Annotated in this window: 20 protein-coding genes and 1 pseudogene; 13 read left to right on the forward strand and 8 right to left on the reverse strand. The window is 68.0% G+C overall.

The annotated features are described in order from the left end of the window. Positions 1–35 precede the first annotated feature (35 nt). Positions 36–1,328, forward strand: a complete 1,293-nt coding sequence (locus tag ABD883_RS01885) for an LppM family (lipo)protein (protein ID WP_345029371.1) — start codon at positions 36–38, stop codon at positions 1,326–1,328. A 98-nt stretch (positions 1,329–1,426) separates the two neighbouring features. On the opposite strand, the gene ABD883_RS01890 is transcribed toward ABD883_RS01885, so the two are convergent. From ABD883_RS01890 to ABD883_RS01900, 3 genes are all read right to left on the reverse strand, one after another. Next, on the reverse strand, positions 1,427–2,572 hold the full coding sequence (locus ABD883_RS01890; RefSeq protein WP_345029374.1) for an acyl-CoA dehydrogenase family protein: 1,146 nt from the start codon (positions 2,570–2,572) through the stop codon (positions 1,427–1,429). Between the two features lie 31 nt (positions 2,573–2,603). After that, positions 2,604–3,797, reverse strand: a complete 1,194-nt coding sequence (locus ABD883_RS01895) for an acyl-CoA dehydrogenase family protein (protein ID WP_247618931.1) — start codon at positions 3,795–3,797, stop codon at positions 2,604–2,606. Between the two features lie 248 nt (positions 3,798–4,045). Further along, positions 4,046–5,398 (reverse strand): MFS transporter, encoded by a 1,353-nt coding sequence (locus ABD883_RS01900; protein WP_345029377.1) that lies wholly within the window; start codon positions 5,396–5,398, stop codon positions 4,046–4,048. Between the two features lie 166 nt (positions 5,399–5,564). On the opposite strand from ABD883_RS01900, the gene ABD883_RS01905 reads away from it, so the two are divergent. The 6 genes from ABD883_RS01905 to ABD883_RS01930 all read left to right on the forward strand — a co-directional run bounded on the left by ABD883_RS01905 (position 5,565) and on the right by ABD883_RS01930 (position 14,019). Then, positions 5,565–7,448 carry a BCCT family transporter gene (locus tag ABD883_RS01905; protein ID WP_137318739.1) on the forward strand — a complete coding sequence of 628 codons (1,884 nt, stop codon included), beginning with the start codon at positions 5,565–5,567 and terminating at the stop codon, positions 7,446–7,448. Positions 7,449–7,728: 280 nt separating this feature from the next. Beyond that, a complete protein-coding gene (gene fbaA / locus ABD883_RS01910; protein ID WP_345029378.1) occupies positions 7,729–8,751 on the forward strand; it encodes a class II fructose-bisphosphate aldolase in 1,023 nt (340 codons plus the stop codon). 448 nt (positions 8,752–9,199) lie between these two features. After that, on the forward strand, positions 9,200–10,840 hold the full coding sequence (locus tag ABD883_RS01915) for an ABC transporter substrate-binding protein (RefSeq protein ID WP_345029380.1): 1,641 nt from the start codon (positions 9,200–9,202) through the stop codon (positions 10,838–10,840). Positions 10,841–11,078: 238 nt separating this feature from the next. Further along, positions 11,079–12,167 carry an ABC transporter permease gene (locus ABD883_RS01920; protein WP_345029381.1) on the forward strand — a complete coding sequence of 363 codons (1,089 nt, stop codon included), beginning with the start codon at positions 11,079–11,081 and terminating at the stop codon, positions 12,165–12,167. Beyond that, a complete protein-coding gene (locus tag ABD883_RS01925; protein ID WP_345029383.1) occupies positions 12,167–13,297 on the forward strand; it encodes an ABC transporter permease in 1,131 nt (376 codons plus the stop codon). The genes ABD883_RS01920 and ABD883_RS01925 overlap by 1 nt, the downstream gene beginning before the upstream one ends. Then, positions 13,294–14,019, forward strand: coding sequence for an ATP-binding cassette domain-containing protein (locus tag ABD883_RS01930; RefSeq protein WP_345029384.1), 726 nt, complete (start codon positions 13,294–13,296; stop codon positions 14,017–14,019). The genes ABD883_RS01925 and ABD883_RS01930 overlap by 4 nt, the downstream gene beginning before the upstream one ends. Positions 14,020–14,274: 255 nt before the next feature. On the opposite strand, the gene ABD883_RS01935 is transcribed toward ABD883_RS01930, so the two are convergent. Further along, positions 14,275–15,741, reverse strand: a complete 1,467-nt coding sequence (locus ABD883_RS01935; RefSeq protein WP_345029385.1) for a relaxase/mobilization nuclease domain-containing protein — start codon at positions 15,739–15,741, stop codon at positions 14,275–14,277. 22 nt (positions 15,742–15,763) lie between these two features. Here ABD883_RS01935 and ABD883_RS01940 point away from each other — a divergent pair, with 22 nt between their 5' ends. Beyond that, positions 15,764–17,332 (forward strand): dipeptide ABC transporter ATP-binding protein, encoded by a 1,569-nt coding sequence (locus ABD883_RS01940; protein ID WP_345029387.1) that lies wholly within the window; start codon positions 15,764–15,766, stop codon positions 17,330–17,332. A 302-nt stretch (positions 17,333–17,634) separates the two neighbouring features. Here the strand turns inward: ABD883_RS01940 and ABD883_RS01945 are convergent, their stop codons facing one another. Further along, on the reverse strand, positions 17,635–18,768 hold the full coding sequence (locus ABD883_RS01945) for a YihY/virulence factor BrkB family protein (protein ID WP_345029388.1): 1,134 nt from the start codon (positions 18,766–18,768) through the stop codon (positions 17,635–17,637). Between the two features lie 223 nt (positions 18,769–18,991). Here ABD883_RS01945 and ABD883_RS01950 point away from each other — a divergent pair. Further along, a protein-coding gene (locus ABD883_RS01950) for an IS3 family transposase (protein ID WP_345029390.1) occupies positions 18,992–20,280 on the forward strand; the annotation gives its coding sequence in 2 pieces (ribosomal slippage) (positions 18,992–19,265 and positions 19,265–20,280; 1,290 coding nt in all). Then, positions 20,271–20,653, forward strand: a pseudogene (locus ABD883_RS01955) (IS3 family transposase); the annotation flags it as partial. The gene ABD883_RS01950 and the pseudogene ABD883_RS01955, both read left to right, overlap by 10 nt. 179 nt (positions 20,654–20,832) lie before the next feature. Here the strand turns inward: ABD883_RS01955 and ABD883_RS13750 are convergent. Then, complete coding sequence (locus tag ABD883_RS13750) at positions 20,833–21,171, reverse strand: LPXTG cell wall anchor domain-containing protein (RefSeq protein ID WP_425548407.1); 339 nt, start codon at positions 21,169–21,171, stop codon at positions 20,833–20,835. Positions 21,172–21,206: 35 nt separating this feature from the next. Here ABD883_RS13750 and ABD883_RS01960 point away from each other — a divergent pair, with 35 nt between their 5' ends. Then, a complete protein-coding gene (locus ABD883_RS01960; protein WP_137318745.1) occupies positions 21,207–21,566 on the forward strand; it encodes a DoxX family protein in 360 nt (119 codons plus the stop codon). Positions 21,567–21,938: 372 nt separating this feature from the next. Then, positions 21,939–22,148, forward strand: coding sequence for a hypothetical protein (locus ABD883_RS01965; RefSeq protein WP_137318746.1), 210 nt, complete (start codon positions 21,939–21,941; stop codon positions 22,146–22,148). 171 nt (positions 22,149–22,319) lie between these two features. On the opposite strand, the gene ABD883_RS01970 is transcribed toward ABD883_RS01965, so the two are convergent. Both ABD883_RS01970 and ABD883_RS01975 read right to left on the reverse strand, forming a co-directional pair. After that, positions 22,320–22,982, reverse strand: a complete 663-nt coding sequence (locus ABD883_RS01970; protein ID WP_345029393.1) for a methionine ABC transporter permease — start codon at positions 22,980–22,982, stop codon at positions 22,320–22,322. Beyond that, the gene (locus ABD883_RS01975; protein ID WP_345029396.1) at positions 22,972–24,045 is read right to left on the reverse strand and encodes a methionine ABC transporter ATP-binding protein; all 1,074 of its coding nucleotides are present in this window, start codon (positions 24,043–24,045) and stop codon (positions 22,972–22,974) included. Before ABD883_RS01975 ends, ABD883_RS01970 begins: the two co-directional genes overlap by 11 nt. Before the next feature lie 211 nt (positions 24,046–24,256). On the opposite strand from ABD883_RS01975, the gene ABD883_RS01980 reads away from it, so the two are divergent. After that, complete coding sequence (locus tag ABD883_RS01980) at positions 24,257–25,159, forward strand: MetQ/NlpA family ABC transporter substrate-binding protein (protein WP_345029399.1); 903 nt, start codon at positions 24,257–24,259, stop codon at positions 25,157–25,159. Positions 25,160–25,177: the final 18 nt, after the last annotated feature.

Raw genomic sequence — 25,177 nt, forward strand, 5'->3', positions numbered from 1 at the left:
GTTTGAGCCAGCACTCATCGTCGAAAGGCTCGGCCATGTCCCCGGCACCCACCGCGTCCCTGCCGCCTCGCGCTCGGCGTTCACGTCTCGCCGGGGTCGCACTCCTCCTGCTCACCCTGTTCGTCCTCACCGGCTGTGTGAAGCTCAACTCCGACCTCGACGTGAGCACGGACCTCACACTGTCCGGGACGATGTCGGTGATGATGAAGAAGTCCGCGGTCGAAGATCTCGGGCAGACCACGGACGAGGCCCTGGAAGAGATGACCGGGGACGTGCCGGACATGTCCGACCGCGGCGTGACCACGGGGGAGGTGCACGACGAGCTCTACGTCGGTATCCGGTTCACCCTCGATGACGTCGATCCCACCGAGTTCACCGAGGACGAGCTCGGATTCATCTCGCAGCTCTCGCTGAGCGAGCAGGACGGCACGATCTCCCTGTCGATGCCCAACCCGGTGGCGATGCCGTCGATGGACATGCCCGCCCCGCCGACGGGCGGCTACCCCGGCGCCGCACCCGGCATCGACACCGGTCTCGGCGTCGACAGCATCCGCTCGATGCTCGACGAGTCGGTCATCGCGTTCACCTTCCCGGGCAAGGTCATCGATGCGCCCGGTGCGGAGGTCAACGGCTCGACCGCGTCCTGGGACCTGCAGACCTTCGAGGGCGAAGAGCTCACCGCTGAGGCGCAGGCCTCAGGGTTCCCGTGGTGGGTCCTCATCGTCATCGGCATCATCGTGATCCTCGGGATCGTGGCACTCATCATCGTGCTCGTCCTCATGTCGAGGAAGAAGAAGCGGCAGCAGGGCGCCGGGGCGGGCTACGGTGCCGCGGGTGCCGGGTTCGGTGCCCCGGGTGCGCAGTACGGTGCCCCCGGCGGTCAGGGGTACCCGGGCGGACCTGCAGCGGCAGCCGGTCCCTACGGCTCGGGTCCGCAGCCGGGTCAGTACGGCTCGGGACCTCAGCAGGGGCAATACGGCTCGGGTCCGCAGCCGGGTCAGTACGGCTCGGGACCCGCGCCCGGCCACCACGGCCCCGGACCCCAGCCCGGTCAGCAGCAGCCCGGCCCGTACGGCTCGGGGCCCGCACCGGGGTACGGCTCCGGACCGGCACCTGCGGGCTGCGGCGGACCCGCGGGCTCCCCGCCGGTGCAGCCGGGCAGCGGCCACCCCGGAGGACATCCCCAGGGCGGGCCGCAGATGCCCGGTCAGCACGCGCCCGGGCAGTACCCTCCTGGGCAGCAGGGAGGATTCCCCGGTCAGAACCACCCGGGTCAGGGTCATCCGGGACAGAACCCGCAGGACCGCTTCCGGCCACCGCGGCGCTGAGTTCGACGCCGACCCGGCCGCAGCAGTGACCACGGCCCGGTGGACACGACAGAGCCCCTCGGATGACCGAGGGGCTCTGTGCTGTCGGAGACCGGGACTCAGCTCACGTCTGCGGCTTCCGGCTCGATGAGTCCGCCGAGCTCGGCGAGTTCCGCGACGAGCGAGTCCTCGTCGTCGAAGGTGCGCGGGATGACGGTGAGGCGCTTGGCGTAGTGGCCGATGGGGTACTCCATCGTCATGCCGATGCCGCCGTGCATCTGGATCGACTCCTGGCTGATCTGCTCGGAGGCGTCGTCGATGATGATCTTCGCGGCGATGACGTCGGCGTGGCGCGACTTCGAGGTCCCGTCCACGTCCTGCGTGATCGCGAGCTTCGAGTACAGCGCCATGCTCTTCGCGCCCTCGAGGGTCGCGTACATGTCCGCCGCCCGGTGCTGGAGCACCTGGTTGCGGCCGATCGGCGCACCGAACTGCTCGCGGGTGTGGAGGTACTCCGCGGTCATCTTCAGCGAGGCCGACATCGCACCGACGGCCTCCGCGGCGAGTGCCGCGTTGGCGGTGTCGATGACGCGGGCGATCGCGTCGCTCGCGTCGCCGGTGCCCAGGCGGGCGGCCGGCGCGTTCTCGAAGAGCACCGAGGCGGTCTTGAGGCCGTCGGCCTGCGTCCGCACGTCGACGGTCACGCCCTCGGCCTGCGCGTCGACGAGGAACAGGCCCACGCCGCCGTCGACGGCCGCGGACACGACGAACTGCGTGGCGGCGTCGCCGCCGAGCACGCCGGACTTCTCGCCGGTCAGCGTCGCACCGTCACCGGACACCGCGGCGGTGGTCGCCGGGCTGGTGAGGTCGTAGCGGCTGTTCGGCTCCTGGCCGGCGAACGCGAGGAAGGTCGTGCCCTCCGCGACGCCGGGCAGGATCTGCGCCTTCTGCTCGTCCGTGCCGGCGGCGTCGACCAGGCCGCCGCCGAGCACCACGGTGGGGAGGTAGGGCTCGAGCACGAGTGCCCGGCCGAACTCCTCCATCACCACGGCGACCTCGGCGAAGCCCATGCCGGCGCCGCCGTACTCCTCGGCGAACGGCAGTCCCAGCAGGCCGATCTCGGCGTACTGGTTCCACATCTCCTCGCTCCAGCCGCGCTCGGTGGCGAGGAGGGCTTCGCGGGTGCCCGCGTCGTACTTGGTCTTGAGCAGGCGGGCGACGGTCGAGCCGAGCTCCTGCTGGACATCTGTGAGTTCGAGATCCATGGGGCGATTCTCCTTCGAATATCGTCGCGGCTCAGAGGCCGAGCAGAGCCTTGGAAATGATGGACCGCTGGACTTCGGACGAACCGCCGTAGATCGTCACCTTGCGGTAGTTGAAGTACGCCTTGAGGGCGTCGGGGGCACCGGGCGGCAGGGTGGTGAAGCCGTCGGCGACCTCGCGGGAGTCGACGAAGTCGAGGGCCTGCGGGCCGAGCACGTCGACGAGCAGCTCGGTGATGTCCTGCTGCAGCTTGGAGCCGCGCAGCTTGAGCACCGAGGACCGCGGGTCCGGCTTGTCGGAGCCGGCCGCCTGGGTCGACAGGATGCGCAGCTGGGTGAACTCGAGCGCGGTGAGCTCGGCCTCGACCTTGGTCAGGCGCGCCGAGAACAGCGGGTCCTGCAGGAGCGTGCCGCGCGGGGTGCGGGTGGTTGCGGCGTAGGCCTTGACGCGGGCGAGTGCGACCTTCGAGGCGCCGATCCGGGCGATCCCGGTGCGCTCGTTGCCGAGCAGGAACTTCGCGTAGGTCCAGCCCTTGTTCTCCTCGCCGACCAGGTTCTCGACCGGGACCTCGACGTTCTCGAAGAACACCTCGTTGACCTCGTGGCCGCCGTCGATGAGTTGGATCGGGCGCACGGTGACACCCGGGGTCCTCATGTCGATGAGCAGGAAGGAGATGCCGGCCTGCTTCTTCACGTTCGGATCCGTGCGGACGAGCATGAAGATCCAGTCGCCGTACTGGCCGAGCGTCGTCCAGGTCTTCTGCCCGTTGACGATGTACTTGTCGCCCTGCTTGACCGCGGTGGTCTTGAGGGAGGCGAGGTCGGAGCCGGCGTCGGGCTCGGAGAAGCCCTGGCTCCACCAGATGTCGAGGTTGGCGGTCTTGGGGAGGAACCGCTCCTTGATCTCCTGGCTGCCGAAGGTCGCGATCACCGGGCCGACCATCGAGGCGTTGAACGCCAGCGGCGCGGGCACGGAGGCGAGCTGCATCTCCTCGAGCCAGATGTGGCGCTGCACCGGAGTCCAGTCCTGGCCGCCCCACTCGACGGGCCAGTTGGGCACCGCGTAGCCGTGTTTGTTGAGGATCTGCATCGAGGTGACCATGTCCTCTTTGCTCAGTTCCTCGCCGATCGCGTTGCGGCGACGGATGTCCTCGGGGATCTCGGTGCGATAGAACTCGCGCATGTGCTGTGCGAACTCGAGTTCTTCCTTGCTCAGCAGATTATCCATGGATCTTCCTCGATCGTTCGTTCAGGGATGGGGTCTGCATCCCAGTGTAGTAGCCGGAGTGGCAACAGTCACAATTGACCGTTACTGCTGAGTAAGGTCGGATGCCCGCCGCCGAGGCGCCCTCGGGCGACGAGCTGCCGGCACCGCGCGATCGGCACGTCGAGCTGTCACGGATGCTCGAGAATCCGCCCGGGTCTCGAGCACAGGCGGCAGGTCGATGGCGTTGCGTGATCGATCGGCCCGCGCGCTCAGTGCTCCTGTGCGCGCACCTCGGCGGGTCGGCCGACCGGCAGGAAGAGGATCAGGCCGACGGCGAGGACGAGGGCGATCCCGATCGCGCCGGCGCGCTGGAAGCCGACCAGCATGATGAAGGTCGAGAACATGAAGGGGCCGAGGAAGCTCACGGCCCGCCCGGTCGTGGCATAGAGTCCGAAGTTCTCACCGGCCCGCTCCGGCGGCGTGATCCGGGAGAGGAAGGAGCGCGAGGCGGCCTGCACCGGGCCGACGAACAGGCACAGCCACATCGCCGCGACCCAGAACACCGTCTTCGAATCGCTGACGATGATCGGCAGGGAGCCGGCGATGAGGCAGACCAGCCCGACGATGATCACCGCGCGCGGTCCGAATCGGTCGTCGAACCAGCCGGCGCTCACCGCCCCGATCCCGGCGACGAGGTTCGCCGCCACCCCGAGGTAGATGACCTCCGCACCGCTGAAGCCGTAGGAGCCGAGTGCGATCACCCCGGCGAAGGCGAAGATCGTCGTCAGGCCGTCGCGGAACACCGCCGAGGCGAGGAAGAACTTGAGCGTCTCCCGGTCGCTGCGGAACAGGTCGAGGATCCGTTCGACGACGTGGAGGAGGTCCCGGCCCCACTGCCGCACCATGCCGCGCACACCCCCACCGGGCCCGGCCGCCGCGCCCGGCACATCGCGCGGGCCGAACACGAGCAGCGGGACGGCGAACACCGCGAACCACACGCCCGAGGCCGCCGCCACGATCCGATACCGCATCCCGTCCTCGTCGGTGGCGCCGAACAGGCCCACCTCCGGCTGGATCACGGTGAACAGGAGGATGACGAGGAGCGCGAGCCCGCCGAAGTAGCCCAGCCCCCAGCCGAAACCGGAGATCCGCCCGGCGGTGCTCGGCGTGGAGATCCGGGAGAGCATCGCGTTGTAGAACACCTCGGCGAGCTCGTAGAAGATCCCGGCGAGCCCGAGGAGCAGCAGGCCCGGCCACAGGTAGCCGGGGGAGTCCCGGATGAAGAACATGCCGAGCACGCAGGCGACGACGAGGAAGGTGTTGACGCCGAGCCACAGCCGGTGCCGACCGCTCGAATCTGCGCGGGTGCCGACGGCCGGGGCGAGGAGGGCGACGACGACCCCGGCGATCCCGGTCACCCAGCCGAGCGCCGCGGAGCCGGCGACCTCGTCCGCCGCGACGCCGGAGGTCAGGTAGGGGGCGAAGACGAAGGTGACGACGACGGCGCTGTACGCCGAACCGCCCCAGTCCCACAGCGCCCACGACAGCACGGTGCGCTTGGGTGCGGTCCCCGAGGGGCGGGGCACCTCGGATGCGGGACGCTCCGTCTCGGGGGTGCTCATACCGGGCACTCTAGCCGTGCACCTCGTCACACGGGGCGTCCAGGGGATGAAACCTGGGAATCTCCCGAGTATCCTCGTCACGGTACGACACCCGGGACTCACGGAACCCAGGCCATACGGAACCCAGATCTCACGACGATTCAGCGAATATGGAACGGACACCCGGATGAACGCATCAGACAGCACCGGCGCGGCCGGCGCGCGCGCCGACACCCGCGACGACGGCGTCGACCCGATCGACCCCGATCTCGAACCGCGGCACCAGATCGCCGAGGACGACACCGACGCGCAGATCACCGAGAAGCTCAAGCGGCAGGGAGTGCGCCTGGGCCGCGGCAACGTCGCACCAGCGGTGTTCTGGCCGTCGCTGCTCGTCATCCTCGCCGTCGCGGTGATCGCGATCCTCGCCCCCGGCCCCACCGACACCGCGCTGCAGGCGGTGCAGGGCTGGATCGTGACGAACCTCGGCTGGTACTACATGCTCATCATCGCCGGGTTCATCGTGTTCGTCGTCGGCATCGCGCTCTCGAAGTTCGGGCGCATCCGGCTCGGCGACGACGACGAGCGCCCCGAGTTCGGGCTCCTGTCGTGGTTCGCGATGCTGTTCTCCGCCGGCATGGGCATCGGCCTCGTGTTCTACGGCGTCGGTGAGCCGCTGACCTACGCCACGTCGAGCCCGAAGCCGGGCTGGAGCGGCGACGAGACCGAGCTCGCGCAGCTCGCGATGGCGCAGACCTTCGTCCACTGGGGTCTCCACCCCTGGGCCATCTACGCCGTCATCGGCCTCGCGCTCGCCTACGCCGTGCACCGCCGCGGCCGTCCGATCTCGATCCGCTGGGCCCTCGAACCGGTGTTCGGCGAGCGCGTCAAGGGCTGGGTCGGCGACGTCATCGACATCCTCGCGATCTTCGGCACCGTGTTCGGCGTCGCGACCTCGCTCGGCCTCGGCGTCCAGCAGATCGCCTCGGGCATGTCGAGCCTCGGCGTCGTGGACACGGTCGACAACACGATCCTCGTCATCCTCATCGTCGTCATCACCTTCCTCGCCACCCTGTCCGTCGTGTCGGGTCTCGGCAAGGGCATCAAGTGGCTGTCGAACATCAACCTCTCCCTCGCCGGCATCCTGCTCATCTCGGTGCTGCTCCTCGGCCCGACGCTCTTCCTGTTCCAGAACTTCATCGAGTCGCTCGGCACCTACCTCGCCAACGTCCTCGACATGTCCTTCGACGTCGGCGCCTACACCGGCGAGGAGGGGGCCGCGTGGAACTCCTCGTGGACGATCTTCTACTGGGGCTGGTGGATCTCCTGGGCGCCGTTCGTCGGCGTCTTCATCGCCCGGATCTCCCGTGGGCGCACCATCCGCGAGTTCATCGCCGGCGTCCTCCTCGTGCCCACGATCGTCGGCTTCTTCTGGTTCTCCGTGATGGGCGGCGCCGGCATCTACCGGCAGATCTTCGGTGCCGGAGACCTCGTCGACCCGGAGGCGGGCGTCGTCGCCGAGGCCGCCCTGTTCGACGTGCTCACCGGCCTGCCGCTGGGCACCATTCTGTCGGTCGCCGCGATCGTCCTCGTCGCGATCTTCTTCATCACGTCCTCGGACTCCGGCTCGCTCGTCGTCGACATGCTCGCCTCCGGCGGCCACCCCAACCCGCCCACGTGGTCGCGCGTGATGTTCGCCCTCCTCGAGGGTGCGCTGGCGATCGGCCTGCTGCTCGCCGGCGGTCTCCAGGCGCTCCAGGCGGCCTCGCTCGCCACCGCGCTGCCGTTCAGCGTGGTCATGCTCCTCATGGCCGTGTCCACCCTGCGGAGCCTGCAGGTGGACCAGGCGCTGCGGGAGAAGCGGGAGCGGGAGGAGCGCTACGCGATGCTCAGCGGCAAGCTCGCCGACGACTTCGACCACGCGTTCGGCCGGCAGGTCGACACGCGCGTCGACGACCGGATCGACTACCGGCTCTCCCGCACCACCGGCCCGTTCACCCGCGGCCGAGCCGAGGCGCCGGGTGCCGGGGAGGCCGCTCGCGCAGACGGCGGGGCGCCGCAGGGCGAGTGACCCGGGCCCGAGGCGCCCGCCCGGACCGGCACCGGGCGGGCGCCTCGGCGCCGTCCGCACCACCCCGTCCGTGGTCTGCGCCATCCCGCCCGTGCTCTGCGCACCCCCGTTGCCGCGGTGCCGCGCCGCGCGGAATCGGCGGGCACCTGGGGGCGGGCTCCTGGGAGCCCCGTGAGGGGCGCGCTGATGACTGGCACCGGCCGGGCGGACGTGAAAACATCGGAGGCAGGACCCGCACGCCGCCGATTCCGAGCGCGGCCCGGTGGAACAAGGAGACGACATGCCCATTGCAACTGCTGAGGTCTACAGCGAGCTTCTCGACCGCGCCAAGTCCCGCGGCTTCGCCTATCCGGCCGTCAACTGCACCTCCTCCCAGACGATCAACGCCGCGATCCGCGGCTTCGCCGAGGCGGAGTCCGACGGCATCATCCAGATCTCGACCGGCGGCGCGGAGTACATGTCCGGCCCGACGATCAAGGACCGCGTGCGCGGCGCCGTGGCGTTCGCCGCGTTCGCCCAGGAGGTCGCCAAGAGCTACGACGTCAACATCGTGCTCCACACCGACCACGCGCCCAAGGACGCCGTCGAGGCGTGGGTCAAGCCGCTCCTCGAGCTCTCCGCCGAGCGCGCCCGCAACGGCGAGCAGCCGCTGTTCGGCTCCCACATGTGGGACGGCTCCGCGGTGCCGCTCGACCAGAACCTGCAGATCGCCGAGGAGCTCCTCGCGCTGTCGGCGAAGGCGAACACCCTGCTCGAGGTGGAGATCGGTGTGGTCGGCGGCGAGGAGGACGGCGTCGAGAACGCCATCAACGACAAGCTCTACACCACGGTCGAGGACGGTCTGGCCACCGCGCGGGCGCTCGGCACCGGTGAGAAGGGCCGCTACCTGACCGCGCTGACCTTCGGCAACGTCCACGGCGTGTACAAGCCGGGCAACGTCAAGCTCCGTCCCGAGCTCCTCAAGGAGATCCAGGACGCCGTCGGCGCGGAGGTCGGCAAGGAGAAGCCGTTCGACCTCGTGTTCCACGGCGGCTCCGGTTCGACGGCGGAGGAGATCGCCGCCGCGGTGAGCCACGGCGTGGTGAAGATGAACATCGACACCGACACCCAGTACGCCTTCACCCGGCCCGTCGCCGACCACATGTTCCGCGACTACGACGGCGTGCTCAAGATCGACGGCGAGGTCGGCAACAAGAAGCAGTACGACCCGCGCGCCTGGGGCAAGGCCGCCGAGGCGGGCATGGCCGCACGCATCGTCGAGGCCTGCCAGAACCTCGGGTCCGCCGGCAACGCGCTCAAGTGACCGACGGTGCGGAGGTCGTCCTCCGCACCGCTCAGGCCGGCCCCGGGGAGGCGTCCGGTCCGGGGATGCGACTGTTCCTGCAGACGGCAGCCGAATATCGGCCCTTCGGGGCTGTTTGCGACTGAATTCCATCGTCTGCTCCAGAATCAGTCGCATCGAGGTGCGGGAGGGCCGCAGCCGGCGCGGCCGGGGAGGCCTGGGAGGCCGCGTGCCCGGCCCGCATGCCCCGCGAAAGTGACGATTCGGTTGCATTCGGGCGTCCGGCGGGCGAACAGGGGCAGGGAGTTCCGGAAGGGACTACGATGATCCGTGTCTCTCAGCCGATGCCCACGGAACAGGGATGGCGTGCTCAGATCTGAGCGCAGCAGCCGCCCACCGCCTCGCGCGATGTCGGCCGAGCCCCAGCGGATCTCCACCCTGAGATCCCGACCGAGATAAGGATGTATCGATGACTCGCACTCGTGCGCTGCTCAAAGCCGGTGCAGCACTGAGCGCCACCGCGCTCCTGCTGTCCGCCTGCTCCACCTCCACCACCGACACCTCGGGAGAGGGCGGTGAAGGCGGCGGTGACGCCCTGACGATCGGCACCACCGACAAGGTCACCGTGCTCGACCCGGCCGGCTCCTACGACAACGGCTCGTTCTTCGTCATGCAGCAGGTGTTCCCGTTCCTGCTCGCCTACACCCCCGGCACCGCCGAGACCGAGCCCGACATCGCGGAGTCCGCCGAATTCACCGAGCCGACCAAGTACGAGGTGAAGCTCAAGGAGGGCCTGAAGTTCTCCAACGGCAACGACCTCACCTCGTCCGACGTCAAGTTCAGCTTCGACCGTCAGAAGTCGATCCAGGACCCCAACGGACCGTCCTCCCTGCTCGGCGGCCTCGAGTCGATCGACACCCCGGACGAGCAGACGGTCGTCTTCAACCTCACCCGCGAGAACGACCAGACCTTCCCGCTCGTGCTCGCCGGCCCGGCCGGCCCGATCGTCGACGAGGACGTGTTCTCCGCCGAGGAGATCACCGCCGACGACGACATCGTCTCCGGTGAGGCGTTCGGCGGCCCGTACGCCATCGACTCCTACCAGTTCAACGAGCTCGTCTCCTACAAGGCCAACCCGGAGTACCAGGGTGCGCTCGGTGAGCCGAAGTCCGACGCGGTGCAGATGCGCTACTACACCGACGCGAACAACATGAAGCTCGACGTGCAGAGCGGCACCATCGACGTGGCCTGGCGCTCGCTGTCGGCGACCGACATCGAGGACCTCGGCGGCGACGACAACCTCACCGTCCACGAGGGCCCCGGCGGCGAGATCCGCTACATCGTCTTCAACCTCGACTCGATGCCCTTCGGCACCGAGACCGACGAGGCCGACGAGGACAAGGCCAAGGCCGTGCGCCAGGCGATGGCCCACACCATCGACCGCGAGGCGATCGCCGAGCAGGTCTACAAGGGCACCTACACCCCGCTGTTCGGCCACGTGCCGGACGGCCTGCCCGGTGCGGCCGAGGAGCTCAAGAGCGCCTACGGCGACGGCAGCGGCGGCGCGGACGTCGAGAAGGCCAAGCAGGCCCTCGAGGACGCCGGCGTGGAGACCCCCGTCGAGATCAAGCTCCAGTACAGCCCGGACCACTACGGTCCGTCCTCGGGCGACGAGTACGCCCAGATCAAGGACCAGCTGGAGAGCACCGAGCTGTTCACCGTCGACCTCCAGTCGACGGAGTGGGTGCAGTACGCCGAAGAGCGCATCGACGCCTACCCGCAGTACCAGCTCGGCTGGTTCCCCGACTACTCCGACGCGGACAACTACCTCGTCCCGTTCTTCTACAACACCGAGGACTCCCCGAGCTTCCTCGGCAACGACTACACCAACGACGAGCTCAACCAGAAGCTCGACGAGCAGGTGTCGATGGAGGACGAGGGCGAGCGCACCACTGCGATCGAGGACATCCAGAAGACGCTGTCCGAGGACCTGCCCACCCTGCCGCTGCTGCAGGGCGAGCAGATCGCCGTGGCGAACTCCGAGGTCACCGGCATCGAGGACACCCTCGATCCGTCCTTCCAGTTCCGTCTGGCACTCCTCGGCAAGTGATGCCGAACGGTCGGGCGGTCCTCGCCCGGCCGGCCGGGTGACGTCACCCGATCACCCGGCGGGCACCTCGGCCGAGGCGCCCGCCGGCACCACCACCGCAGCGGGGCGGGTAGGATCTTCCTGCCCGTCCCGCTGCGGCGTCCGGGTCTCCCTGGGCCCGGCCCGTGCGAGCCGCCCGCGTGATCCGCGGACAGCGCCGCCGCACCACACCCCTGCTCCCCAGCCCGATTGCGAATCCATGACAGCCAGCGTGCAAGCCCCGGAACTCGCCGAGGGTCCGGTCAAGTCCCCAAAGACCCGTCAGGGCTCGGGACTCGGCCGGTACATCCTCGTCCGCTTCCTCCTCATCATCCCGACCGTGTGGATCCTCACCACCCTGGTGTTCTTCCTCATGCGGATCACCGGCGACCCGATCACCGCCGCACTCGGCGGCCGGCTGACGCAGGCGCAGCTCGCCGAGCGCGTCGCCGCCGCCGGCTACGACCGCCCGCTCATCGTCCAGTACTTCGAGTACATGGGCGGTCTGCTGCGCGGCGACTTCGGGACCACCCTGTCGGACAACCGGCCCGTCACCGAGGTCCTCCTGACCTACGGCGCGGCCACGCTCGAGCTCGTCTTCTTCGCCCTCATCGTCGCGTTCCTCGTCGGCATCCCGCTCGGCATGGTCGCCGCGAAGTTCCACGACCGCTGGCCCGACGCGGTGCTGCGCGTGCTCGCGATCCTCGGCTACGCCACCCCGGTGTTCTTCGCCGGCCTGCTCCTCAAGCTCGTGTTCGGCGTGATGTGGCCGGTGCTGCCGGTCGCGGGACGCGCGACCGGGAACACCGAGCTCCTCATGTCCGGCGTCGTCGGCCCCACCGGCCTCTACCTGCTCGACGCCCTGCGGATCGGCGACATGGACGCCGCCGGGGACGTGCTGCGCCACGCGGTGCTCCCGGCCGTCGCGCTCGGCCTGCTCACCGGCGGCACCTTCCTGCGGCTCGTGCGCACGAACCTCATCGGCACGCTCGGCAACCAGTACATCGAGTCCGGCCGCTCGCGCGGGGTGTCCGAGTTCCGGCTCGTCACCAAGCACGCCTACCGGCCCGCGCTCATCCCGATCATCACCGTCATGGGCATGCAGATCGCCCTCATGCTCGCCGGCGCGGTCCTCACGGAGACGACCTTCGAGTGGAAGGGGCTGGGCTTCCAGCTCGCCCAGTACCTGGCCGCGCGCGACTTCGTCGCCGTCCAGGGCATCGTCGTCCTGCTGGCCGTGCTCGTCGCGCTGACGAACTTCGTCGTCGACATCATCGCCGCTCTCATCGATCCGCGAGTGAGGTACTGATGAGCACCGAGACCACCCCCACCCCCGGCGCTCCCGGAGCTCCCGCCCCCGAGGCGCCCGCGACCCCCGGCACCCCGTCGAGCTCCCGTTCGCGCTGGTCGCGCCTGCCGGTCATCAGCCACCTGCGCCAGTCCGTCGGCCTGCAGCGGGGGATGCTCATCAGCGGCCTGGTGATCTGCGCGCTCGTGCTCATCGCCGCGATCTTCGCCCCGCTCATCGCGCCCTACGACTACGCCCAGCTGCGCACCCCGGAGGGGGCGTTCGGCGCCCAGCAGCCGCCCAGCGCGGCCCACATCTGGGGCACCACCGTCGGCGGCTTCGACGTGTTCTCCCGGGTCATCTGGGGTGCGCGCACCGCGGTGTTCGTCATCATCGTCGCCGTCGTCATGTCGCTGTTCATCGGCGTGGCGCTCGGTCTGATCTCCGGCTACATCGGCGGCTGGCTCGACCGGATCCTCGTCGTCGTCGCCGACGCGATCTACGCCTTCCCGTCCCTGCTGCTCGCGATCGTCATGACGATCGTGATCTCCGGCGGGCAGTCGAACGTCGTCGGCGGCGTCCTGGCCGCGGCGATCTCGATCACCGTCGTGTTCGTGCCGCAGTACTTCCGCGTGGTGCGGGCGGAGACCGTGCGCCTCAAGGCGGAGCCGTTCGTGGAATCCGCGCAGGTCATCGGTGAGTCGAAGTTCCGCATCATCACCCGCCACATCTACCGCAATGCGACGCGCAACATCCCGCTGATCTTCACCCTCAACTCCTCCGAGGCGATCCTCACGCTCGCGGCGCTGGGCTTCCTGGGCTTCGGCATCGAGCCGACCTCGGCCGCGGAGTGGGGCTACGACCTCAACAAGGCGCTGTCCGACGTCACCTCGGGCATCTGGTGGACCTCGGTGTTCCCGGGCCTGGCGATCGTGCTCACGGTGCTCGGCATCACGCTCGTCGGCGAGTCGATGAATGACCTCAACGACCCGCGCCTGCGCGTGCGCCGCCGGGCCCGCGGCCGCAGGCGCGCCGGTGCCGGTGCCGGCGCGAAGGGTGCTGCCGGGTCCTCGGCGACTGCCCCCGGTGCCGCGGGCACCTCGGCGACCGGATCCTCGGCCGCCACGACGACGAAGGGGGATCTGCGATGACCTCGGACAACCTCGCTGCAGCGCACGATGAGAACAGCCGCGCCCGGAGCACCGGGGCCGCCGGCACCGGGGCGGGTGGGGCCCGGCTGACGATCTCCGACCTCGACGTCACCTTCGCCACCGACGCCGGCGACGTCCACGCCGTCAACGACCTCGACCTGAGCGTGCGCCCGGGCGAGGTGCTCGCGATCGTCGGCGAGTCCGGCTCCGGCAAGACGGTGACCGCGAAGTCGATCCTCGGGCTGCTCCCGGAGACCGCGACGACCGGCGGGGCGATCGTCCTGTCCGGCACCGACGTCCTCACCGCCTCCCCGCAGAAGCTGCGGCAGATGCGCGGCTCGGATGTGTCGATGGTGTTCCAGGAGCCCTCGACGGCGCTCAACCCGGTGTTCACCGTGGGCTGGCAGATCGCGGAGGGCCTGCGCGCCCACAACCCGAAGATGAGCAGGAAGGCGATGCGGGCGCGCGTCGTCGAGGCGATGGAGAACGTGGGCATCNGCGAGGCCTTCAACTCGCTGTTCAAGGCCGAGCTGATCCGTAACCACGGCCCCTGGACGGGCATCGACGAGCTTGAGATCGCGACCGCTGAGTACATCGACTGGTTCAACCACCGACGTCTCCACGGCGAGATCGGCATGATCCCACCCGTCGAGCTCGAGGACATCTACCATCACCACCAGACCGTGCCGGCGACCGCCGGCACGGCACTTGCAAGCCTCTAACAAACCCGGGGCGATTCACCTTGGCCGCTTCGGCTTCGTCGCGGTGGCGGTCCTGAGCCTGCCGCTGCTGCTCTGCCTCAGCGCCTTGTTCTTGGCGCTCTGCACGTTCGCGGGTGCGCTCTCGTGCTTCACGTTTGCGTGCGCCGGCTTCCTTGATCTGCATGCCGGCCATGCCGAGGCCGCGTGCGATCCGGCCCATCTCGTTGAAGGACTCGGTCTCTTCCTCTGCGGGGTTCACACTCATGGTTCCGCCTCCTATCGTCCGATCCCGTCGTCGCGGTCGCGCGCCGGGTCGCGGGTGGGTTGTCCTTGTCCGGGCCTTGGTGGTTTGGTCGGCTTCGCACTGCTGCCGGGCATCCCGAACAGCCGTTCGCGGGAGTTCATCGCTGCGCCGCCTCCTCGGCCGCGTTCGCGCGTCTCGGGGGAACGCTCGCGCACTGCTGTTGTGGTGCCCGAACTGTGCCGCTTCGCGGCGTCTTCGAGTACCTGGTCATGTGCTGCGGCGAGCTGGACGCGGCCACCGCCGAACCGATTGCGGCTCATCACCTGCGAGAGTTTCATGGCTTGGCGCATGAGCGCGGTCCAGCCCTCGATGGAATCCCGACTGAGCGCCCGGTCCATGAGTCGGGCCGAGTGGCCGGCCTGCATCGGGTTGGTGGCCACAGCTGCGATGTGTTCGCTGGCTTCGGCCAGGGGGCCGGCCTCGCCCTTCTCGAAGTGGATCGAGGCGGATGCGTAGATCCGTGAGAGGTCCACCAACGACACGTTGCCAGCCGCGAGACGGTTCCGCAGTGCTTCCGTTGGGGGCGCAAGCGTCTGCGGTGGCGCGTCCTTCCGGGTGGCGGTGTGGTGCTCCTGCCACACTCCCACGGCTTGTGGGTCGCCTTCCTTTGGCGCGCCGAGTGAGGCGCGCACCTTGGGCAAGCTCAGGTTCTTGTCTAGGTGCTTCGCAGGTGAGTAGAAGATCGGGTCACGGTCGACGCCCTTGGGTGCGGGAAGCGCCACCGAGTAGCCGGTGATTTGGTCAGTGCTGCCCTGCGCGAAGCGGGGTCGAATGATGACGCCGGACGAGTAGACGCGCTGGACGAACTCCGCTTCGCTCGTGGCTCCGGCCGCTGCCGCTCGCAGGCGCCGCCGTAGTTCCTGCCGCTCGTAGTGCGGAGCGTGCTCCCGCTCGCTGCGTTTGCGTTCCCACCGCTTCTCGTGCGGCAGAGTCTGCTTGAGGGCAGCACCTTCGGTGATCGCCAGGCCCCACTCGCGTTCAAGCTGTCTGCAGATCTTCTGCGCGCGTGATTGATCGTTGTGCTCTCGTGCGCGGGAACCGTCCTCGGTGACCATCTGCACGGCGAGGTGAATGTGGTCGTTTCCGTTCTTCGACAGGCCATGCCGGACCGCGACCCATCGTGAGGATTTCGCGCCGTCCGGGTCGATGAATCCCATGCGATCCACGAACTGTTCGGCGATGAGTTTCCAGGCTTCGTCGGTCAACGGTTCGTCGGCGTCTGCTTTCAGCGACAGGGAGCAGTGCCACACGTGCCCGTCCTTCTCGCCCACCTTCACTCTCTTGCCGGCCTCGGCGTCGTAGCGGCGGATCGGAACCTTCACTTCGCGGCCATACATCTTGCGCGGATGATCCAGCGTGTTAGCCAGCGCGAGAGCATCGTCACGGTCGAGCTCTTTACCCGGTTCCACCGTGGCTAGCACCGTGTCGTCACCAGCCACGATGTGCGGGTTCTCATGCTCGTTGGACCGTCCCGGTCCCGCCATCCTCGGCCTGCTCCCGGAGACCGCGACGACCGGCGGGGCGATCGTCCTGTCCGGCACCGACGTCCTCACCGCCTCCCCGCAGAAGCTGCGGCAGATGCGCGGCTCGGATGTGTCGATGGTGTTCCAGGAGCCCTGGACGGCGCTCAACCCGGTGTTCACCGTGGGCTGGCAGATCGCCGAGGGCCTGCGCGCCCACAACCCGAAGATGAGCAGGAAGGCGATGCGGGCGCGCGTCGTCGAGGCGATGGAGAACGTGGGCATCCCGAACGCCGAGGAGCGCCACGACTACTACCCGCACCAGTTCTCCGGCGGGCAGAAGCAGCGGATCGTCATCGCGATGGCGCTCGCGCTCGGGGCGGAGCTCATCGTCGCCGACGAGCCCACCACCGCGCTCGACGTCACCGTGCAGGCCGAGATCCTCGACCTGCTCCGCGACCTGCGCGACGACATGGGCACCTCGATCGTCCTCATCACCCACAATATGGGCGTCGTCGCCGACCTCGCCGACCGGGTGGCCGTGATGTACCGCGGCGACCTCGTCGAGACCGCGGACGTCCGCACCCTGTTCGCGAATCCGACCCACGAGTACACGCGCGGGCTGCTCGCCGCCGTGCCCCGGCTCTCCGTCACCGAGGTGCCGGTCGCCGAGGCTGCAACAGGCGCCTCGGCGGGGGCGGCGGCCGCGGCTCCCGGTGCCGATCCGGCCGCGGACGTGCGCCCGGATATCGCGCCGGTGGTCGTCGCGCGCGACCTCGAGATCGTCTATCCGGGCGGCTTCGGCAAGAGCGATTTCACCGCCGTGGACGGCGTGAGCTTCGAGATCCGGCCGGGCGAGGTGTTCGGCCTCGTCGGCGAATCGGGGTCGGGCAAGACGACCATCGGGCGCGCGATCGCGGGTCTGACCCGGGCGACCGGGGGTTCGCTCACGGTGTTCGACCACGAGATGGTCGGGTTCAGGGAGAAGGCGTTCCGACCCGTGCGCAAGCGGATCGGGTTCGTGTTCCAGGACCCGGCGGCCTCCTTCAACCCGCACCTGTCGATCGGCGAGTGCGTGGCCGAGCCGCTCGCGGTGCACCGCCCCGAGCTCAGCGATCAGCAGCGCCGGCGGGCCGCGCTCGACCTGCTCGAGGCCGTGCAGCTGCCGCAGTCCTATGCCGCCCGGTTCCCCCACGAGCTGTCCGGCGGGCAGCGCCAGCGTGCGTCCTTGGCCCGCGGCATTGCGCTCGACCCGGAGCTCCTCATCGCCGACGAGCCGACCTCGGCACTCGATGTTTCGGTGCAGGCGAAGGTGCTCGAGCTGTTCCGCGAGCTGCAGGAGCGGTTCCATTACGCGGCGCTCTTCATCAGCCACGACCTCGCCGTGGTCGACATGCTCTCCGATCGGATCGGCGTGCTGTTCCACGGCCGGCTGCTGGAGGAGGGGACAGGTGCGCAGGTGCTCGGCAACCCGCAGCACGACTACACGCGGCGTCTCATCGCTTCGCTCCCGGTGCCCGATCCGGTCGAGCAGGCCCAGCGGCGCGAGGTGGCCCGGGCGCTGCGGTAGGGGCGGGGGCTGGCGAGCCCGCGGGGGCTGGCGGGCCCGCGGGGGCTGGCGGGCCCGCGGGGGCTGGCGGGCCCGCGGCCACCGGCGGCATCACCGGTGGCATCATCACCCGGACCGTGATCACTCGTGGTCGAGANGAGTGAGGACATGAGCGAGCCGTCGGTCTGTACGCCGTGGTCAAGGCGCTGGACGCTTCAGAGCCGGGCCCGCGCATGCGAGCGGCTCGCCGGCGAGTGGCCCGGCGATTGAGCCCGGGCCCGCACCGAGCGGGCCTCACCCGCTGCGGGGCATCCCCGCGCTGCTCACCGCCGCGGGTCGTCCTCTGAGGTTCCGGAGGACTCTCCGGCAGCCGTCTCCTCGCTCTCGGCGGCGACGGGGTGCTCCTGCGTGCCGCCCGCGGTCACCCGCAGGCTGCGGGCGCGGCGCACATCCTCGTCGAACTTCTTCGCCTTCTTGTCGCTGGCAGCGGTGTCGCGCGGCGGCAGCTGCAGGTCCACCTCTGCGGGGATCCCGGCCTGCAGCTCGCGTCCGCGCTCGAGCTCGGCGTCGACCTCTGCGCCGAACAGCAGGATCGCATTGATGATGTAGATCCACAGCAGCAGGATGATGACGCCGGCCAGGGCGCCGTAGGTCGCGTTGTAGTTGCCGAAGTTCGACACGTAGAAGAAGAACCCGAGTGTCGCGAGCACGGAGACGAGGATGGCGATCAGCGCACCGAAGCTGACCCACCGGAACTTCGGCTGCTGCACATTCGGCGTGGCGTAGTACAGCAGTGCCACGACGAAGACGACGATGAACGCCAGGACGAACCACTTGGCCACGTTCCACACACCCACCGCGGCGGAACCCAGGCCGATCAGATCGCCCACTCCTTCGGCGACCGGGCCGGACAGCACGAAGATCATCAGCGCGACAGCACCCAGCACCAGGATGAGCGCCGTGAGCAGGTACATCTGCAGGGTGAGCTTGATGCCTCCACGACCCTCGGGCACGTCGTAGATGGTATTCATCGCGCGGCCAAAGGCCTTCACATACCCCGAGGCCGACCACAGTGCGACGAGCAGACCGATGATCAGGCCGAGGCCGGGCGCCGGCGCGGTGAGCACCGACTCGAGCGGGGGACGCACGCTGTTCCAGGTGTCCTCCGGCACCACGCCCTGCACCTGGTCGAGGACGGCGGTGACGGTCTGCCCGCTCTGCCCGAACAGGCTGAGGATCGAGACCAGGGCGATGAGGCCGGGGAACACGGAGAACACGGTGCGGTAGGTGAGCCCTGCGGCCACGTCCGTGCAGCCGTCGGCGGAGAACTCGCGGATGGTCGTCCGGAGCACGTACTTCCACGACGGTTTCGTGAGGTCGGTCGGATCGTCGGGCTTCCGGTCGTCCTCGGGATGCGGAGCATCCGCCGGGTGATCTGCGGATCGAGTCTCGCTCATCGTCTGCCCCCTGGTGCAGAATATGGTTTCAATAGTCAAGGCACCTTGATTATAGAGAAGATTCCGCGGCCCGGGTGCGAAGCCCCGGGGTGTGGCAGATGGCGGTGCGGGGGTTCACTCCCCATCGGCAGCGGTGAGCTCGGCGGCGGCGAAGTCGAGCAGACCCGGGTGAACCGCCCTGGGTTTGATGCCGCTGCTGTTTAAGTCCGGAAGGATGGACAGCATGCCGAAGAAGATCGATCCCCAGCTGCGCGCGAGGTGCGTGCGGCTCGTGCGGGACCACGCCCAGGAGTACCCCACCTTGACCGCGGCGACGGCCGCGGTCGCTCGCCAGGAAGGTGTCTCACGTGAGTCCGTGCGGCGCTGGCTGGCGCAGGCCGAGGTCGACGACGGGACCCGGCCCGGCGTCACGAGAGAGGAGTCCGTCGAGGTGAAGCGGCTGAAGGCGGAGGTCAAGCGGCTGCGTGAGGACAACGAGATCCTGCGCCGGGCCTCGATTTTCTTCGCCGGGGAGCTCGACCCCCGCAACCGCTGATCCTCGCGTTCATCGACGAGATGAGGGCCGAGGGCTACGCAGTCGAGTCGATCCTCTGCGTCCTGCGCCAGCAGGGCTTGGGGATCGCTGCACGGACCTACCGGGCCTGGAAGAGGCCGGCCCGCATCGCTGCCAGGACGGTCACAGACGCGCTGGTCGAGGACAAGATCCGCGACCTGGCCTGGAGGTTCAACGAGGCCACCGGGCGGATGCAGATGACGCCGGAGGGCCTGTACGGGCGGCGGAAGTGGGTTGCCCTGCTCCGCCGCCAAGACGGCCTCGCCGCCACCTCCCGCGGAGCAGCGGACCGGGCCATGCGCACCCTCGGCCTCGAGGGTGTTCGCCGGGCGAAGAAGCTGCGCACCACCATCCCCGACCCCGACGGGAAACGTGCCGGTGACCTGCTGAACCGCGACTTCACCGCGTCCGCGCCGAACCTGGTGTGGGTCACAGATTTCGCGTACGTGAGGACCTGGGCGGGCTTCGTCTACGTCGCGTTCGTCCTGGACGTGTTCGCCCAGCGGATCGTGGGCTGGCACGCCAGCTCCAGCATGCGCACCGACCTGGTCATGACCCCATTACGGATAGCTCTGTGGCAGCGCGACCGCGACGGAAACCCCGTCTCACCTGGCGATTTGATCCACCACAGCGATGCCGGGTCCCAGTACACATCTATCCGATACACCGAGCATCTCGACCTCGAGGGCATCGCGCCGTCGATCGGTACCGTCGGCGACGCTTACGATAACGCGCTCATGGAGACCGTGAACGGCCTGTTCAAGACCGAATGCATCCGCACCACCGTCTTCCATCCTGGGCCCTTCAGGACGCTCTCGGACGTCGAGTACGCGACGGCCGGCTGGGTCGACTGGTACAACAATCGGCGCCTCCACGGCTCCCTCGGGATGCTCACCCCGATAGAGTTCGAGACGCTCCACTACGAGGCCCTCAACCGAGAGCCCGAACCCGCAAAGTAGCGGCAGAGAACCCGGGGCGGTTCAAGTCGGCCGAGCTGCGGGAGCTGCGCAAGCGGAACCGGCTGTTGGAGCAGGAGAACGAGGTGCTGCGGTGCGCGGCGGCGTATCTGTCGCAGGCGAATCTGCCGGGAAAATGATGTACCTGCTCGTTCGCGAGCTGGCCGCTGACGGGGTCCCCGTCGCGGTGACGTGCCGGGTGCTGAAGATCGCTCGCCAGCCGTTCTACCGGTGGCTGGCCGAACCGGTCACGCAGGCCGAGTGGGACCAGGCGCACCTGGTCAACGCGATCATCGACGCGCACGCCGACGACCCGGAGTTCGGGCGCCGGCTGATCGTCGACGAGCTCCGTGACGCCGGGTTCACCGTGTCTGATCGGACGGGGTGGGAGCGGTGTAGTGAGCACGAGGTGTGGTCAGTCTCGCTCCGGCGTGACGCGTGAGATTCGGGTGGTGCTGCGGTGAGTGGTCAGGGAGGCAGAGACGACAGTGGTGTGCACTCCCGTCACGGGAGTGCACACCACTATTGTGACGAGGCGAGCTCAGTCGCGCTCAGTTACTTGCGCGAGGTCCGGCGGACGTAGGTCAGCGCGGTCAGGCCCAGGGCGATGAGGACACCAGCGGTTGCCAGCGTCATCATTGCAGAGGTTCCCGTGCGCGGAAGCGAACCGTTGTCATCGGTGTCCGGGCCGCTGTTATCGGAATCGTCACCCGGCTGGTCATCCTCCGAGCCCGGATTGGGGCCAGGGCCCTGAGTCGGTTCCGTGGTGGGCTCCGTGGTCGGTTCCGTGGTGGGCTCCGTGGTCGGTTCCGTGGTGGGCTCCGTGGTCGGTTCCGTGNAAAATGGGCTCGGGTTCAATGGGTCGTTGCAGAGGCGCTTCACCACGCGACGCACCGCCGGTCGCTGCGCTGCACGGTACGGTATGCGTTATGGAGCTCCTGCCGGATCCTGTATGGCCGGTCATCCTGCTGGCGGTCATCTCTTTCATCGACGGGCTCGTGTGCATCAAGCCCTTGGAGTTCATCGGGCGGTGCTTCGAGGACGTCGGCTTCCCGCGTCGCTGGTGGTGGGTGATTCCACCGATCAAGTTCGCAGCGGCGGCAGGCCTCATCCTCGGGATCCGGATTCCCGGCCTGGCCGCGCTCACCACTGTGTGCCTGATCGTGTATTTCATCCTCGCCATCAGCATGCACATCCGCGCTCGTGATTTTGGCCGCAACCTCTTCGTCAACGCCATCGGGATGCTGGTGATCTGCATTGCGACCGCCGTCTTCTGCTTCCTTGTCTAGACCTGAGCCGCAGGAAAGCAGACGGCTGAAGGATCCAAGCGCAGCTCATTTCAGACCCCGGAGTGCGCAATTGTCAGAAGTTCACTCGAGCTCTATCGGAGCACGGGGGCACAAATGGAGATTGAGTTCGGCGCTGGCCCACTTTCAGCGCCAAATCGGTCGAGGTTGGCTTCGGATCGATCTATGCGATGCCGCTGCGCGTGAATGACTGCATCATTGGTGTCGTCAACCTGTACGCGGGGCGGCGTCGGAGGCTGCAGGCGACTCAGCTCAGTACGTGGCGGGCGATCGTTCATGAGGCGGGCATACTCCGCGGGATGCGTCCTCTACGAGCTGCTGACTGGCCGGACCTCGTTTGTGGGAAGCTCTCAAGTGGAGCTCACCTTCCAGCACGTTCATCACGCACCCGAGCCGCCGTCGAAGTTTCGCGAGCACATCGATCCACGGCTCGACTACATGGTCCTGCGCGCACTGGCGAAGGCCCGCGCGGCGCGAAATCAGAGTGCTGAACAGTTCCGGCTTGCGCTGCTCACTGCACGCCCCGGTCAGAACAGTTCAGGTGTCGCGTTCGGCGCGGCCTGAGCGGTCTCGGAGTGCTTGCCCTCTGGATTGCGGTTGTCGCAGGGTTCGCCTGGCTGCTCGTTACATCCGTGCACGCCTATCGCACCGTGCCGCATCCGGATGCAGACCGCCGGTGAAACTGGGATCTACGCATTGTGCCGTCGTGGCATTGCCTCATCGTGCGGACTGTGATCACCTCCGAAGGATGAGCTGTGAGACCCAGTTGCCCACGAGCTGAGCGACCTGCACCATGACGATGATGACGGTCACGGTGACGAGGGTGACGTTCCAGTCGAACTGCTGGTAGCCGTACATGATCGCGAAGTTGCCCAAGCCGCCGCCGCCGACCACGCCGGCCATCGCGGACATGTCCACGATGGCGATGAGCATGAAGGTGTAGCCAAGGATGAGCGGGGCGAGCGCCTCGGGAAGGACAATGCTGAACAGAGTGCGCAGTCGCCCGGCACCGGCCGCCCGGGACGCCTCTACGATTCCCGGGTCCACGGCGACGAGGTTCTGCTCGACGACCCGGCCGATGACGACCGAGGCCATGAGGGTCATCGGCAGGATCGCCGCAGTCGTGCCGATCGTGGTCCCGACGACCAGAAGAGTGAGCGGTCCGATGGCGGTGATGAAGATGATGAAGGGGATCGGCCGCACGATGTTGACGATGACGTTGAGGATTCCGAACACCACCGGCTGCTCGAACAGGTTGCCTGGTCGGGAGGCGTAGAGCGCAGCACCGATGATCAGCCCGGCGATGCCGCTCAGCACGATGGTGGCGGTGACCATGACGAGTGTCTCCTGCACCGACTGCAGGAGGACGGGGAGCAAAGTCGGCCAATCAGTGTCCATGGGGAACCTCCTTCTGGGGCTGCTGCGAGGAGAGCACCTCGGTGCGGGTGTGTGCTGCGATTTGCTCGATCGCAGCGGTGATCGCCTCGGGTGGTCCGGTCAGCTCGTAGGTCAGGGTGCCGAGCGGGCGCTCGCCGATCTCGGTGACTCCGCCGAACACCACGGTGCCCGTGACCTGCGCGGCCGCCAGCATGCGGTTGACCTCCGACGAGCTGTACTCCTCGTTGATCTCTATGGCCACGATCGTGCCCGGATGGCGGGCACGGAGGCGTTCGAGCGTGGCTGCGGACGGAGTTCCCTGAGTAGCGGTGGCGATGAACTTCCTCGTGGTGTCGGTCACTGGATTCGAGAAGAGGGAGTAGGTGCTGCCCGCTTCGATGATGCGACCCTTCTCCATCATCACGACGTTGTCGCAGAGCTCGCGGACCACGGCCATTTCGTGGGTGATGACCACGGTGGTGGTTCCGAACTCCTGGTTCACGCGACGCAGCAGTCCCAGCACCTCGGTCGTCGTCTCCGGGTCGAGTGCGGAGGTCGCCTCGTCCGCGAGCAGGATCTCAGGGCTGGTTGCCAAGGCGCGCGCGATGCCCACCCGCTGCTTCTGCCCGCCGGACAGCCGCCTCGGATAGACATCAGCCTTGTCCTCGAGGTCGACGAAGCGCAGCAGCTCGGTGACTCTGGCCTTGATGTTCTCCCTGGACCAGCCGGCGATCTTCAGCGGGTACCCGACGTTGCCGGCGACAGTGCGCGAGCCGAAGAGATTGAAATTCTGGAAGATCATGCCGATGCGGCTGCGCACCTTCTGAAGCTTGGCCTCCGGCAGTCCGGTGATGTCGGTGCCGTCGATGACGACGCTGCCGGATGTGGGCAGCTCCAGCCCGTTGATGAGTCGCACGAGGGTCGACTTGCCGGCACCGGAGTAGCCGACGATGCCGACGACAGAGCCGCGTGCAATGTCGAGCGACACCCCGTCGAGAGCCTTCACGCTACTCTCCTTGCCGCGCGGGGATGGGTACTCCTTGAAAATACTTATGAAGCGGATGTGGGGATCGATGTCACTCACCGGATCACTCCCTGCGGTTGTCTGCACAGGTGACAGTGAACGACGAGCCGGCTGAACGGGAACCGCCAATCGTCATATGGTGACATTGTGCGTCACCTGAGGTGGATGTGTGACGAATCGCGACTTTCTGAGACATTCCCCACATACTCCGGATGCGCCTCGGGCATAGCGTTCCGAGCATCAGACTCAAATCAACGCCGAGGAGAATGCCATGACCCGTCCGACAACTCATTCGTGGGTGAAGACCGCCCTTTCCCTATCCGCCGCCGGGTTGCTGCTGAGCGTGGCAGCGTGCGGGGGAGGGGCAGCCTCTGCGGAAGGCCCAGACGATGTCCTCACCATCGGGACCGATGACGGCCAGGAGAAGCACTGGCTGATCATCCAGGAGAAGCTCGCCGAAGGAGGGATCGAGGCCGAGGTCAAGACCTTCTCGGACGGTACGCAGATCAACACCGCCACAGAGAACGGCGATATCGACATCAACCTGTTCCAGCACCTCGCCTACCTCGCGCAGTACAACGTCAACAACAACGGGACTCTGGTTCCCGTGGGAGCGACGGCGGTCTATCCGCTCGCGCTGTACTCGAAGGACTACGGCTCGCTCGAGGAACTGCCGGAGGGTGCGGAGGTCGCAATTCCGAACAATCCGACGAACCAGGCCCGCGCCCTGCTCAACCTGCAGGAAGCTGGACTGCTCACCCTCAAGGACGGTGGCGACTCGCTTTCGACCCCGGCGGAGATCGAGTCCGCGAAGGTGGAGATCACGCCGGTCGACTCGAATCAGACCGTCACCGCCCTCAACGGCTCGGCCGCTGCAGCGGTCGTCAACAACACCCAGGCGCAGAAGGGCGGGCTCGGCGACGAAGTCATCATCTACAAGGACGACCTCGAGTCCGGGACGAACGACGCGTACATCAACGCCTTCGTCACCAAAGAGGAGAACGCCGACGACCCGCGGTGGGAGACGCTCATCGATGTCTACCACTCGTCCGAGGTGCAAGAGGCCGTGACGGAGCTCAACGGGGGAAATCTGAAGTTCAAGGACGATTGGACCGCCGAGCAGCTCGTCGAATTGCTGCGCAGCGAGGAAGAGGTCGCGGCGAGCGGAGCATGACGTCGGGCGATTACGGCC

Source organism: Brevibacterium pityocampae (assembly GCF_039541555.1).
Taxonomy (GTDB): domain Bacteria; phylum Actinomycetota; class Actinomycetes; order Actinomycetales; family Brevibacteriaceae; genus Brevibacterium; species Brevibacterium pityocampae.